This window comes from Pantoea sp. X-Soil-YNGN-775, from assembly GCF_059730575.1.
This window is the reverse complement of record NZ_AP035945.1, coordinates 4,166,053-4,179,299: the sequence shown is the minus strand read 5'-3', so window position 1 is coordinate 4,179,299 and position 13,247 is coordinate 4,166,053. Positions and strand designations below refer to the sequence as shown.

Here is a 13,247-nt window from a genome sequence, read left to right as displayed (position 1 = left end):
GATGGATAAGAAAAATTCAGTAGAAACATCCGCTAATTGACGCTTTACGCTTGGCGATCCGCTAAATTCTGGATGGCGGGCAGATGACGCCAGATCGTTTCTGGCACCCTGCAGATGAGAAATAATAGTGAAGATCTGCCTTATTCAACCTGGCAGTTATCCGTCCGGTTACGGCGATTGAGAATAGCGGTAACCGGACCTGCATTTTTAATGCGGGAATCCGACAAAACGGAATGAGCGAGATTTATTTAAGCCTGAAAGCGGGAGCAGGCATTTTATAATGTGATTGGTGGTGCTGCAGGTCAGAGAGAACGGTTTATTTCAGCATCAGAATAATGCGAAAAATTAAAAAGAAAAAGCGTGCTGGTTCACAGCACGCCAACGCATCCCTGAGGATGCTCAGAGCCCACCATACAGACTTGCTTTATTATTTGTTTCTTGCACGAATCTGAGAAAATTTTTTCAGGCTAAAACGGTATTCTGGCTGAAACCATGAACGACCATAGTAGCAATAAATCAGCATGCGAATCGATGCCATCGCCAGATAACCCCAGATTGCGCAGAGTACTGAGGGCGTCAGCCAGACGGTAAATAAGGTGACGCTCAGCCCGGCTAATACCGAGGAGGTCTCAGCAAATGCGATACGGGTATATTGCTTTTCACGTTGCAAAATTGCACGGTACTGCTGACCCTGCGGAATGATAATAAACACCACAGACGCCATCTCCAGCATTAAGGCCAGTTCAGGCTGGTCAAACATCCGATTAAGCAAGTGGCTGCTGACAAATAACAGACCAAACACCGCCGCACCCATCAACATATTGCCCCAATACAGGATCGAGAGATCGTTGATAGAGAGCATACAACGGCGGATTATCGTATTCGAGAAGCCCCGATCGGCCAGGGTATCGATAGCCAGTAACGCCAGCACTGCAATGGCCAGCAGGTTCAGTTCATTTGCCTGCAGAATTTGCGCCAGTAAAGAAAGCTGCAACACGCCAATGCCAATAATCTTAATCGAAGAGAGGAGAGACCATTTTGCGCTATTCAGATTGCTTTCACGTATTGCCATAATATGCTCGTTAGAGTACAGGTACTCTGTGAGAATTAAATATTTGTGTAACGGCAATGAGGTTGCTGTGACACCGTTAGTTAGTGCAACTTTTCCGGCCGAAGTCCTGAAATACCTTGCCAGGCTTGCCATGTTATTATTGATTCAATCAAATGATGCTCGGATAAAAAATAGATATCCCTGGAATATTCACGGTTTCGTGTCATGGCGGAATCTCCCGCTGTTAATAAGAAGTCCGCCAGATCACGAATAAATCCTGTTGTAGTTTTATATTCTCCTGCCAGCATCCTGCCGGCAATCTCAACAAATTCTTTTTCTGATAACAAAGGATAGGTCGAGCGGTCCATGTCTTTTTTCCTGCTTTATCATTATGGGTATTGCTGTGTGTGGAGTGATTTATACATTGTTTTATTTAAATTAACACCATAAGAAAACTCTGATAACGCGACCGCAGGAATTAATGGTTTCACTCTATGCATGATAAATATTAAATCTCTGACAACTGCGTAATAAATATTTGTTAAGGATTAATGTATAGCAGCGACAAAGGGTGACGCCAGTGTTGGCAAAACCAGCATGAAATCAGGCATTGCAAGGGAGAAGAAGGCCGCATGGCCAGGAGTTTTCCTGATGACAATGCTTAAGCATAACTGTTGATAGAGTGATAAACAGTACAGGTAATCAGCTAAGGGCTTTATGCTTTTTGGCGCAATATTTTTGTATTTTTTTTCATTAACGACCAGCCTAAAGTACAGCAGAAAAAAACAGCTAACTCCTTGATTTACTGAGTCAGCAGTTGATTGAGTTTTTCGAGATCTTTACTAACCCATTCAATATCCTGCATAAATTTTTCTTCTGAGGTAAATGGCTGGCGGTAGACGGTCACCACCACTTCGGCTCCCTGTTCGTTAGCGATCACCCGCATTGGCATATAAATCTCTTTGCCAAAACCGGTATCCACCCAGTGATCCATTACGCCAAACGGATTATGGGGAGTGAAGCGAATCTTCACCGTGCCTTGTGGTCCTTTGGCGCGCCAGCGATTTCCATCAGGTTCGAAGGTGCTACTGGTTAACCCGGATGCCCATTTTGGAAAGAACTCGGGTTTCCAGATGGTTTCATACAGATCTAACCAGTGTCGTGGAATCGTCAGGCTCAGAGTACGAGATGAGAGCATGTTACCTCCGGCAAGGTAGCGGAAAAGGGCATTAAAGCATGGGGCTACGCCAGGTAAAATATTGTGACGACAGAAGTGTGGGGTAGATAGGGTTTCGTACAAACCGCAGGCAACGTGGATTGTTGCCTGCGATGAAATCAGATGAAATTGCCGCGTGCAGAAACGGCGTGCTGCTCTGCATCACCCTGTTCATGACGCAGGATAAACGTATCTGATTGCGCCATCACCGCACAGCTGTGGTTTGGGAAGATGCGCACTAAGCTGCCAACATCAGGACGCTGCTGCGGACAGAGCAGGAAACCGTGCTCTTCGGACAGTTTAGCGATCTCATAAGTCTGGCCCATGGCATCAACTGCGATGCCGAACCCGCTGGCGTTGGTGCCGTGCGGTCCTTTATCTGAACTTAGCATTTTCGAGCCAGCGTCAATAATTGCGAAATGCTCGTTTACTGCCACCACCCGGCTGATAACACTCAGCGCTAACTGGTCGACCTGGCTCAGGCCGAGGCGGCAGGCGGTAAGATCCAGCAGTGCATAATTGCCGGGACGGATTTCATCAATGCCTGAAGCGATATCGGTCGCCAGTGCAGTAGGAGTTGAGCCGACAGAGATTGGACAGGCGGTGAAACCCGCAGCCTGAAGCGTCGCCTGTAGCTGCCGCATCAATGCCGCCTCCTGCCGGGCAATATCCGCGATGGCTGCAGGGTTGCCGGCACCATATGCGTGGCCAGCATGAGAGACCAGTCCGGCAAAGCGTAACCCTTTCTGCCGCAGAGCCTGCGCAATCACCACGGCCTGATCGGTATGTGGGTTAACGCCGATACGATGTAATCCAACGTCAACTTTGATCGCTACTGACAGGTCGCTGTCGGGTTGCAGTTGCCTGGCATCCGCGATAGCCTCAACGCCCTGTAGCGTATCGGTAATCAGGGTGATTTTCGCCTGATGCTGCACCGCCAGACGCAGTAATTCTGCCACGCTCTGCGCCTGCACAACCGGGTAGGCCAACAGCAGATCACGGATGCCGCCCCGAATAAAACTGACACCTTCACTCGGTTTAGAAACCGTTACGCCCTGGGCACCTAATGCCAGCTGACGCTGGGCAATCCAGACGCTTTTGTGGGTTTTGATATGCGGACGAAATGCGACGCCGGCTGCATCTGTTTTACGCTGCATCTGTTGCAGGTTGTGCTCCAGACGCGTTGCGTCCACTTCAATGTAAGGTGTCAGGCGGTCATCAATCAGTGGGCGCTGCCACTGTTCAGCGGTATTGATATCCATATGATCTTTCAACTCTGGCTTGCGGGTGAGTATTCATCATTCCTCAAACAGGGGTCTGATGCCAGCGCGTCATTCAAGGCTAACGGCGTGGAGGTCATACAGTGAGAAGCGGGGGAAGGGGATAAGCGCGCGGAGGTTGGCTGTGGCATAAAACAACAAAGCAGGCGCGTGGCCTGCTTGGTGATCGGTCTCAGACGTAGAGTGACGCTTCACCCGGCGGACGGGTTTTAAAGCGACGATGCAGCCAGAGATACTGTTCCGGTGCGCGCAGAATCTGGTTTTCGATCACCTTATTCATATATGCCGCCGCCGCCGATTCGTCGGTGTGAGGATAATTTTCCAGCATCGGTTCGATAATCAAATGATAACCATCGTTGCCAGGATTACGGATCAGCATAATCGGCACCATTGCGGGTTTAGCCAGACGCGATAACACGAAAGTGCCATTAGTGGTTGCTGCTTTCTCAACGGCAAACAGCGGGGCAAAGGTACTGCCTTTTGGGCCGTAATCCTGATCGGGCGCAAACCACACTGACTCACCCTGCTTCAGCGCATGTACCATTCCGCGCAGGTCGCGACGATCGATCATCGCTTTATTTGAGCGCATCCGGCCTTTGGTCTGAACATACTCCATCGCCAGATTGTTGTGTGGACGGTACATCGCCATCATCGGCTGACACAGTCCACTAATGCGGCCGCCCAGTTCCAGCGACATAAAATGCACGCCAATCAGCATCACGCCGCGCTTTTCATTTTGCGCAGCGTGTAAATTTGCCATACCGGAGACGGTAAACAGGCGTTTCACCGCGCGATCGGACCAGAACCAGGCGATGCCGGTTTCGGCCAGCGCCATGCCCAGTGAGGCAAAGTTGCCGGCGATCATCTGCTCAGTTTTTTCTTCACTGATACCGGGGAAACAAAGTTCAATGTTGCGACGGGTAATGCGCTCACGGCGCTGCAGGAAATGGCGGGAAATTTTGCCGGCACCGGCACCAAGACGCATAAGAACAGGGTAAGGAAGCTGAACCAACAGCCAGAGTATTCCCAGGCCGAACCAGGTAAACCAATAACGCGGATGCAGCAGCGAACTGCTAAATTTTCCGGTGTTTTTCATTACTAACCTTCATGAGATAAATGGATGTATCGCATAAAGAGCACTTCCATAAGTCTCCAGGCGGTACAGCTGTACTGATTTCGACCAACACTTTATCAAAAAGTGCCTTGAAAGACAGGTAATCTCAGGAATCTACAGGATTGACCTGTTTCATGGTGCCGCGTTAAAACAGTCAAAAAAAAGAAGTTTTCAGATTAATGCTAATAAAATTCAGTCGGTTAAGCGAAGCGTAAGCAAAATTTTAATTATGAATTTTTGGCTTTGCAGAAGAGTCTGGAAATTATTATTTATCTAACTTTACGCAATTCTTACGCGGGAAGTGCTGAAAAAGTGTCCGGGCAGTATGCCGTTGCTAACCAGCGGTGAAGGGAAATCCATTGAGGGAACAAAGCGCCTGGGTGGGCGCTTTGTTAAGGGAGGTTACTCGATATTCTGAATCTGCTCACGCATCTGCTCAATCAGCACCTTCAGCTCAATCGCGGAGGTGGTGATTTCTGCATTGATCGACTTCGATGCCAGCGTATTCGACTCACGATTAAACTCCTGCATCATGAAGTCCAGACGACGGCCAACCGCCTCTTTCTTTTTCAGAATGTTATAGGTTTCTTTAACGTGAGCATCCAGTCGATCCAGCTCTTCGGAGACATCAACACGCTGCGCCATCATCACCAGTTCCTGCTCCAGGCGATTATTTTCCAGCTGCACTTCAGCATCTTCCAGTTTGGCGACCAGACGTTCACGCTGCCATTTAATCACTTCCGGCATCTGCGCGCGGACTTTGCTGACTTCCTGGGAGACGCCTTCCAGACGCTGCTCAATCATCGCCTTCAGTGCCGTCCCTTCGCTTTCGCGTGCCGCAATGAAATCATCCAGCGCGCCGTCAAGCGCCTGCAATAACTGCTGATTAATCACGTCCAGGTCCTGCTCCTGAGCAGACATCACGCCCGGCCAGCGCAGGATATCCAGCGGATTAATCGCGCCTTCATCGCTTTGCATCTTCACCCAGTTAGCGGCCTGCACCAGCTGTTTCGCCAGCGCTTCGTTCAGCATCAGTTCGCCCTGCGCGCTGGGGTCAGCATCATAACGCAGATTGCACTCAATCTTGCCGCGCGTCAGACGCTGGCGAATGCGCTCGCGGATCACCGGCTCCAGTCCGCGGAACTGCTCCGGCAGACGGATATAGGTTTCCAGATAGCGTTGGTTCACGGAACGCAGCTCCCAGGCGGCGCTGCCCCATTCGCCTTTAGCTTCGCGGCGGGCATAAGCGGTCATACTGCGGATCATAAGCGGTACTCATTTTCGGAAAGATGAGGGGAAGTATAGCGAGGGCAGCCACGGCATAACAGGCATAAGCGTCTCAGGGCGAAATAACGAATCATTTCCGCTTTGTACCACGGGCACTTATGATGATGGCTGGCCGACTAAGTGAGGATGCCGATCTATGTTTCGCGTTATTGCTGTTCCCGTTGCGCTGGCTCTGTTGCTGGCGGGTTGTCAGGCGCCACCTTCACCGTCAACCAGACCCCAGCCGATTTGCGCTGGCGGTGACGTCATGATGCAGACCACGTTATGGTTTGGTCTGAGCAAGCCACAGGGGGGAACAGTGAGTTCACTCGAATGGATGAATTTCGTGGATAACGAGGTGACACCGCGCTTCAGGGCCGGGTTGTCGGTGTATGACGCTAAAGGGCAATGGCTGGGCGACAATGGCCAGCTGGCGCGTGAAAACAGCAAAGCGCTGATGCTGATCCACGGCTTTGATTCGGCGGCTAACGCGAATATCGAGGCGTTACGCAGCCTATATAAAAAGCGCTTTGGTCAGGAGTCGGTGATGCGGGTTGATGCACCCGTCTGCGTTGGGTTCTGAGACGAGAAACGGCGGCAGGATGGCCGCCGTTGATTATCAGATAAACAGACCGGCAAAGGCCGCTGACAGCAGGCTTACCAGCGTCGAGCCGTACACCAGCTTCCAGCCAAAACGTGAAACCACGTTGCCCTGCTGCTCGTTCAGTCCCTTAATCGCACCCGCTACAATGCCGATAGAGGCGACGTTAGCGAACGAGACCAGAAACACCGAAAGAATACCCAGTCCGCGAGCGCTCATGCCTGACGCGACTTTCTGCAGCTCAATCATCGCCACAAACTCATTCGCCACCAGTTTGGTTGCCATAATGCTGGCCGCCTGCAGCGCATCGGCAGTCGGAATGCCAATCAACCAGGCAAACGGATAAAACAGATAGCCGAGCAGCTGCTGGAAGCTGTAGCCGAACACGGCGGCAAACAGCGCATTCACGGCCGCGATCAGCGCAATAAAGCCGATCAGCATTGCCAGTATAATCATCGCCACTTTAAAGCCAGCCAGAATGTATTCGCCCAGCATCTCAAAGAAGCTTTGGTCTTCATGCAGCTTATCGAGAGCAATGGGCTGCTGATCCTGGCTTTTCATCGGGTTAATGATCGACAGGATAATGAAGGTGCTGAACATATTAAGCAGCAGCGCCGCGACCACATATTTGGCTTCGATCATCGACATGTACGCGCCAACAATCGACAGCGAGACGGTGGACATTGCGGTCGCCGCCATGGTGTAAAGCCGGCGCGGCGGAATATCGCCCAGAATACCTTTATACGCGATGAAGTTTTCCGACTGGCCAAGGATCAGCGTGCTGACGGCGTTAAAGGATTCCAGCTTACCCATGCCGTTAATTTTCGACAGCAGGGTCCCGACCAACCGAATCAGCAGCGGCAGAATGCGCCAGTGCTGCAATATGCCGATTAAGGCCGAAATAAACACAATCGGGCAGAGGACGCCGAGGAAAATAAATGCCAGCCCCTGTTTGCTCATCCCGCCAAAGACGAATTCTGTGCCCTGTGCGGCAAAGCCGAGCAGGGTTTCAAAAAAGCCCGCTACCGATCCGACCAGCGCCAGGCCACTGGCTGAATGAAGAAAGAACCAGCCGAGCGCGGCTTCTGCCACAATCAGCTGAACAATATAGCGCAGGCGAATCTGTTTACGGTCATGACTGACCAGTAGCGCCAGGGCGAAAATAACCCCCAGCGCCAGCAGGAAATGAAGAATGGCGGCCATAATTTATTTAATCAGAGAGAAAGGAACGCGCATTTAGCCACAGTCGGCCGGGAATTTCATCTGATGATGCGGCGGACCAGCGCAAGAGACAGCGGGCAAGGAAGTCCGTATAATGCGCAGCCAATCATTAGCAAGCCGGAGATTACCCATGCGTCCAGCAGGCCGTAGCGCACAACAGGTGCGTCCAGTCACATTGACCCGCAATTACACCAAACACGCAGAGGGTTCCGTTCTGGTGGAATTCGGTGAAACCAAAGTGCTCTGCACTGCCTCGGTAGACGAAGGGGTTCCGCGTTTCCTTAAAGGCCAGGGCCAGGGCTGGGTTACCGCCGAGTATGGCATGCTACCGCGTTCGACCCACAGCCGCATGGCGCGTGAAGCCGCAAAGGGCAAGCAGGGTGGACGTACGCTGGAGATTCAGCGCCTGATCGCCCGTTCGCTGCGCGCCGCGGTGGATTTGAAAGCGCTGGGTGAATTTACCATTACGCTCGACTGCGACGTAATCCAGGCCGATGGTGGCACCCGCACCGCCTCTATCACCGGTGCCTGCGTGGCGCTGGCCGATGCGCTGAACAAGCTGGTCGCCAGCGGCAAGCTGAAAGCTAACCCGATGAAAGGGATGGTGGCGGCCATTTCGGTCGGTATCGTTAAGGGCGAAGCGCTGTGCGATCTGGAATACGTTGAAGACTCCGCAGCAGAGACCGACATGAACGTGGTGATGATGGAAGATGGCCGCATGATTGAGGTACAAGGCACTGCCGAAGGTGAGCCGTTCAGCCATGAAGAGCTGCTGACGCTACTGGCGCTGGCACGCGGTGGAATTGAAGAGTTAATTCAGGCGCAGAAAGCAGCCCTGGAAAATTGATGTAACAGGCGACCACAGAGTCGCCTTTTCTTTATTTGAGGAGTGAGAAATGAAAGCCTGGCAGCGTCAGTTTATTGAATTCGCCCTGAACAAGCAGGTGCTGAAGTTCGGTGAGTTCACTTTAAAGTCCGGGCGTAAAAGCCCCTATTTCTTTAACGCCGGTCTGTTTAACAGCGGACGGGATTTAGCGCTGCTGGGACGCTTCTACGCGCAGGCACTGGTGGATGGCGGCGTCGATTTCGACCTGCTGTTCGGCCCGGCCTACAAAGGTATTCCGATTGCGACCACCACGGCGGTCTCGCTGGCCGATCACCACGACCGCGATGTGCCTTACTGTTTTAACCGTAAAGAGGCCAAAGACCACGGTGAGGGCGGATTACTGGTTGGCAGTCCCCTGCAGGGCAAAGTGATGCTGGTGGATGATGTGATCACCGCGGGCACCGCGATTCGTGAGTCAATGGATATCATCGGTGCGCACAACGCGACGCTGGCTGGCGTGCTGGTTTCGCTTGATCGTCAGGAGCGCGGACGCGGTGACATGTCGGCGATTCAGGAAGTGGAACGTGATTACGGCTGCAAAGTGACCGCGATTATAACGCTGGCAGACCTGATTGCCTGGCTGGAAGAGAAGCCTGAGATGGCGGATCATTTAGCCCAGGTGCGGGCGTATCAAAAAGCCTACGGCATTTAAACAGAAGGCGGGCGTGATGCCCGCCTTCTTGTTATACCAGCTGGGCAGCAATCAGCGGCCAGCGAGCCTCAAAGTCTGCGGTCGGACTAAAGCGAAACTCCGAGCGGACATAGCGCGACAGTAAACCTTCACAAAACGCCAGCAGCTGGCTCGCCAGCAGCGTCTCGTCAGACTGAAAGCCTTCACCTTCACGCATTTTGCGCTCACGCATCACCTGGCGCAGCTGCACTTCAATCCGCTCAAACAGTTGATTGATGCGGCCCTGCAGGCGGTCCTGCTCAAACATCAGCGCATGGCCGGTCAGAATACGCGTCAGCCCCGGATTACGCTCACCAAATCCCAGAATCAATTGCACGATCAGACGCAGGCGCGTCATGGTCTCTTTCTCATCTTTCAGGATCAGATTGATGCGGGTAATCAGACTGTCTTCGATAAACTCAATCAGGCTGTCGAACATCCGTGTTTTACTGGGGAAGTGACGATAGAGCGCCGCTTCTGACACGCCGACTGTGGCTGCCAGTTTGGCAGTGGTAATTCGTTGGCTGCCATCACCCGACTCCAGCATTTGCGCCAGCGCCTGCAAAATCTCTTCGCGACGATTTCGCTTCGCGACTTTTTTTTCTGCCATGACCTTAAAGACCCCTGAAATTCACCTTGAACAGGCAACACCTACGCATCTGCCACAAGCACACGTCTCATGGCGATGAGAAAAAATAATTGGCGTAAGTGAAAGTCGGTAGCGTTGGTTATTGACGGCCTGAGTGACCGAAGCCGCCTTCGCCGCGCAAGCTGGCGTCGAAGTCTTCCACCAGATTAAACTCGGCCTGCACCACCGGGACAAAAACCAGCTGTGCCATGCGGTCGCCCGGCTGCAGCGAGAAGCTTTCCTGACCACGGTTCCATACTGAAACCATCAACTGTCCCTGATAATCCGAGTCGATCAGTCCCACCAGATTACCCAGCACGATGCCGTGTTTATGGCCGAGGCCCGAGCGCGGCAGGATGACCGCAGCCAGATCAGGATCGGCAATGTGAATCGCCAGGCCGGTAGGAACCAGCGTGGTGGTGCCTGGGGCGATGTCGAGAACATCGTCGATGCAGGCACGTAAATCTAACCCAGCGGAACCCGAGGTGGCGTAGGTCGGCAGCGGAAATTCTTTGCCGACGCGCGCATCAAGGATTTTAACGTCTATTTTTTTCATCATAACGGCTGACAATCTCGTCTAATAATTGTTGGCCAAGGAGAGACTTATCGCTAAGCGGTAAGCGTTTTTCTCCATCCTGCCAAAAAAGGTGAAGAGCATTGGTGTCGCTATTGAACCCTTGTCCGGCTTTAGCAACGTCGTTAGCGCAGATCAGGTCCAGATTCTTGCGCACCCGTTTTTGCCGGGCGTATTCTTCCACATTCCGGGTTTCAGCAGCAAATCCAACCACGAAAGGCCGATGCTCCTGTAACGCGGCGACGCCGGCAACAATATCGGGATTCTTTATCAGTTGCAGCGTGACGTTATCATCGCCGCCCTGTTTCTTGATTTTTTCGGCCGCAATGTCGGCTGCCCGGTAGTCTGCCACGGCTGCGCTTGCAATGAAAATATGTTGTTTGTCTATCTCGCCCATCACCGCCGCCTGCATCTCCAGCGCACTGATGACATCGACCCGTTTTACCCCCGCAGGTGCAGGTAGCGTCACCGGCCCGCTGATCAGCGTAACGTTGGCACCGCGTCGGGCCGCTGCGGCCGCAATAGCAAAGCCCATCTTGCCGGAGCTGTGATTAGAGATGTAGCGCACCGGATCCAATGCCTCACGGGTAGGGCCGGCGGTAATCATAATGTTGAGATGTTGCAGATCGTTGACGGGAGTAGCCCACTGTACCGCATGGTCGACAATCGCCAGCGGATCGAGCATCCGGCCCGGCCCGACGTCGCCACAGGCCTGGCTGCCGCTGTCAGGCCCCCAAATCAGGATGCCGCGCTGCTGCAGCGCCTGCAGATTTTGCTGGGTTACTGCTGCACGGTACATCTGCTGATTCATCGCCGGCACCACCGCAACCGGCGATGCGGTAGCCAGTACCGCAGTGGTCACCAGATCGTTGGCCATGCCAGCGGTAATCCGGGCAATCAGGTCGGCGGTTGCCGGGGCCAGCACAATTAAATCCGCCCATTTAGCCAGTTCAATATGCCCCATTGCCGCTTCTGCCGCCGGGTCGAGCAGATCGTTAAATACCGGGTAACCGGAAACCGCCTGCAGGCTGAGCGGCGTAATAAACGCTTTAGCTCCGTCCGTCATCATCACGCGGACATCGGCGCCGCGATCGCGCAGGCGCCGCACCAGCTCAGGTGCTTTGTAGGCGGCAATCCCGCCACTCACGCCAAGAAGAATTTTTTTACCGGCTAATCCCATCATGATGTTGGCCTCACTAAACTGTCTGCCGCCTGCCGCGGCGAATGCACGGACTTTATCACAAAAGCCGTGACGCGCCTTTTCACTGCCTGCGTTTGCGAGCCATCTCGTAAAATGTCACGCTGCTGATGGTGGCGTTGCGCCAGATGGGTCACCCTGACGTTCGCCACAGGGAGAATGCAGATGAAAAGTATGGCACCACGGGAGAAACTACAGCAGCAGGGCGCACAGGCGCTGAGTGACGTCGAGCTGCTGGCCCTGTTTCTGCGCACCGGCACGCCGGGGCAAAACGTGATGGCGCTGGCGCAGCAGATTGTGCAGGAGTTTGGCTCGCTCTATCACATTATGACCGCCAGCAAAGCCGCATTCAGCGGCATTAAGGGTGTTGGTGATGCCAAACTGGCACAGCTGCACGCGATTGCGGAACTGGCGAAGCGCTTTTTTGCCAGCCAGCTGGCGCGCGAAAGTGCGATGGAAAATCCCCAGGTTACGCGCCATTACCTGCAAAGTCTGTTAGCCCAACAGGAACGTGAGATCTTTATGGTGCTGTTTCTTGATAATCAGCATCGGGTGCTGGCGGCGCAAAAGATGTTTTCGGGGTCCATCAACAGCGTAGAGGTCCACCCACGTGAGATCGTACGGGAGGCGCTGAAGGTCAATGCAGCCGCACTGATTCTGGCGCATAACCACCCTTCCGGTATGGCGGAACCGAGCCGGGCTGACCGCGATGTGACGCGAAAAGTCAGCGAAGCCTGCCAGTTACTCGACATCCGTTTGCTCGATCATCTGGTGATAGGCCATGGCGAATATGTCTCGTTTGCTGAGCGAGGCTGGCTTTAACACAGCAAAAATTCGCGCCAGGTGGCGGCTTTTTACCCGATCATTCGGGATCTTTATCTGTTCGGGACTTGAGCACTTGGGCTGAGCGGCGTATACTACGCCACCTTTGAGAATCTCGGGTTTGGCGGTTAGGCCAGCTTAGCGGGTTCCATGGAACTCGCCTGGCGGGCTGCAAGCCTGACGAGGCGGCCAAAACCTAATTTTTAAAGCTCGAGCTGATTTGATTTTTGGAGAATAGACATGTCACGAGTCTGCCAGGTAACTGGAAAGCGTCCGGTGACCGGTAACAACCGTTCCCACGCAATGAACGCGACGAAACGCCGTTTCCTTCCGAACCTGCACTCACACCGTTTTTGGGTTGAGAGCGAGAAGCGCTTCGTTACTCTGCGTGTATCTGTAAAAGGTATGCGTATTATCGATAAAAAGGGCATTGATACGGTGTTAGCCGACATGCGTGCCCGTGGTGAGAAGTACTAAGAGTACTAAGGAACTGAATCATGGCTAAAGGTATTCGTGAGAAGATCAAGCTGGTTTCCTCTGCTGGTACAGGTCACTTCTATACCACCACGAAGAACAAACGTACTAAACCAGAGAAGCTGGAACTGAAAAAGTTCGATCCGGTTGTACGTCAGCATGTGATCTACAAAGAAGCTAAAATTAAGTAATTTTAGTGTTCTGCTAAAAACCCGGCTCCGGCCGGGTTTTTTGTTTGTGCAATCT

16 protein-coding genes are annotated in these 13,247 nt (G+C 53.0%); 6 read left to right on the top strand and 10 right to left on the bottom strand.

Going from position 1 to position 13,247, the window contains the following annotated elements:
* Positions 1-427: 427 nt before the first annotated feature.
* The 6 genes from AC6I8I_RS19665 to AC6I8I_RS19640 form a co-directional block, all read right to left on the bottom strand.
* Positions 428-1,072 (bottom strand): oligosaccharide flippase family protein, encoded by a 645-nt coding sequence (locus tag AC6I8I_RS19665; RefSeq protein WP_312055937.1) that lies wholly within the window; start codon positions 1,070-1,072, stop codon positions 428-430.
* 80 nt (positions 1,073-1,152) lie between these two features.
* Complete coding sequence (locus AC6I8I_RS19660) at positions 1,153-1,419, bottom strand: hypothetical protein (protein WP_031375158.1); 267 nt, start codon at positions 1,417-1,419, stop codon at positions 1,153-1,155.
* A 434-nt stretch (positions 1,420-1,853) separates the two neighbouring features.
* A complete protein-coding gene (locus tag AC6I8I_RS19655; protein WP_312760469.1) occupies positions 1,854-2,249 on the bottom strand; it encodes a polyketide cyclase in 396 nt (131 codons plus the stop codon).
* A 137-nt stretch (positions 2,250-2,386) separates the two neighbouring features.
* Positions 2,387-3,529 carry an alanine racemase gene (locus AC6I8I_RS19650; RefSeq protein ID WP_312055939.1) on the bottom strand — a complete coding sequence of 381 codons (1,143 nt, stop codon included), beginning with the start codon at positions 3,527-3,529 and terminating at the stop codon, positions 2,387-2,389.
* Between the two features lie 190 nt (positions 3,530-3,719).
* On the bottom strand, positions 3,720-4,643 hold the full coding sequence (gene lpxP, locus AC6I8I_RS19645; RefSeq protein WP_312055940.1) for a kdo(2)-lipid IV(A) palmitoleoyltransferase: 924 nt from the start codon (positions 4,641-4,643) through the stop codon (positions 3,720-3,722).
* A gap of 420 nt (positions 4,644-5,063) precedes the next feature.
* On the bottom strand, positions 5,064-5,927 hold the full coding sequence (locus AC6I8I_RS19640; RefSeq protein ID WP_031375155.1) for a YicC/YloC family endoribonuclease: 864 nt from the start codon (positions 5,925-5,927) through the stop codon (positions 5,064-5,066).
* Between the two features lie 157 nt (positions 5,928-6,084).
* Here AC6I8I_RS19640 and AC6I8I_RS19635 point away from each other — a divergent pair, with 157 nt between their 5' ends.
* On the top strand, positions 6,085-6,510 hold the full coding sequence (locus AC6I8I_RS19635; protein ID WP_312055941.1) for a DUF3574 domain-containing protein: 426 nt from the start codon (positions 6,085-6,087) through the stop codon (positions 6,508-6,510).
* Positions 6,511-6,546: 36 nt separating this feature from the next.
* Here AC6I8I_RS19635 and AC6I8I_RS19630 read toward each other — a convergent pair whose 3' ends face one another.
* Positions 6,547-7,731, bottom strand: coding sequence for a NupC/NupG family nucleoside CNT transporter (locus AC6I8I_RS19630; RefSeq protein ID WP_497820622.1), 1,185 nt, complete (start codon positions 7,729-7,731; stop codon positions 6,547-6,549).
* 148 nt (positions 7,732-7,879) lie between these two features.
* Here AC6I8I_RS19630 and rph point away from each other — a divergent pair, with 148 nt between their 5' ends.
* On the top strand, positions 7,880-8,596 hold the full coding sequence (gene rph / locus AC6I8I_RS19625) for a ribonuclease PH (protein WP_003851334.1): 717 nt from the start codon (positions 7,880-7,882) through the stop codon (positions 8,594-8,596).
* Between the two features lie 49 nt (positions 8,597-8,645).
* Positions 8,646-9,287, top strand: a complete 642-nt coding sequence (gene pyrE, locus AC6I8I_RS19620; protein ID WP_497828206.1) for an orotate phosphoribosyltransferase — start codon at positions 8,646-8,648, stop codon at positions 9,285-9,287.
* Positions 9,288-9,318: 31 nt separating this feature from the next.
* On the opposite strand, the gene slmA is transcribed toward pyrE, so the two are convergent.
* The 3 genes from slmA to coaBC all read right to left on the bottom strand — a co-directional run bounded on the left by slmA (position 9,319) and on the right by coaBC (position 11,687).
* Positions 9,319-9,915, bottom strand: a complete 597-nt coding sequence (slmA, locus tag AC6I8I_RS19615; protein ID WP_312055944.1) for a nucleoid occlusion factor SlmA — start codon at positions 9,913-9,915, stop codon at positions 9,319-9,321.
* Positions 9,916-10,033: 118 nt separating this feature from the next.
* On the bottom strand, positions 10,034-10,492 hold the full coding sequence (dut, locus tag AC6I8I_RS19610) for a dUTP diphosphatase (protein WP_031375149.1): 459 nt from the start codon (positions 10,490-10,492) through the stop codon (positions 10,034-10,036).
* Positions 10,470-11,687, bottom strand: coding sequence for a bifunctional phosphopantothenoylcysteine decarboxylase/phosphopantothenate--cysteine ligase CoaBC (coaBC, locus tag AC6I8I_RS19605; protein ID WP_497820698.1), 1,218 nt, complete (start codon positions 11,685-11,687; stop codon positions 10,470-10,472). The genes dut and coaBC overlap by 23 nt, the downstream gene beginning before the upstream one ends.
* Positions 11,688-11,870: 183 nt before the next feature.
* Between coaBC and radC the strand changes: the two genes are divergently transcribed.
* From radC to rpmG, 3 genes are all read left to right on the top strand, one after another.
* Positions 11,871-12,527 (top strand): RadC family protein, encoded by a 657-nt coding sequence (radC, locus tag AC6I8I_RS19600; protein WP_312055946.1) that lies wholly within the window; start codon positions 11,871-11,873, stop codon positions 12,525-12,527.
* A 240-nt stretch (positions 12,528-12,767) separates the two neighbouring features.
* Positions 12,768-13,004, top strand: a complete 237-nt coding sequence (gene rpmB / locus AC6I8I_RS19595; RefSeq protein WP_006121249.1) for a 50S ribosomal protein L28 — start codon at positions 12,768-12,770, stop codon at positions 13,002-13,004.
* A gap of 20 nt (positions 13,005-13,024) precedes the next feature.
* Entirely contained in the window at positions 13,025-13,192 is a 168-nt protein-coding gene (gene rpmG / locus AC6I8I_RS19590) for a 50S ribosomal protein L33 (RefSeq protein ID WP_001051798.1), read from the top strand.
* The last annotated feature ends 55 nt before the right edge of the window (positions 13,193-13,247 follow it).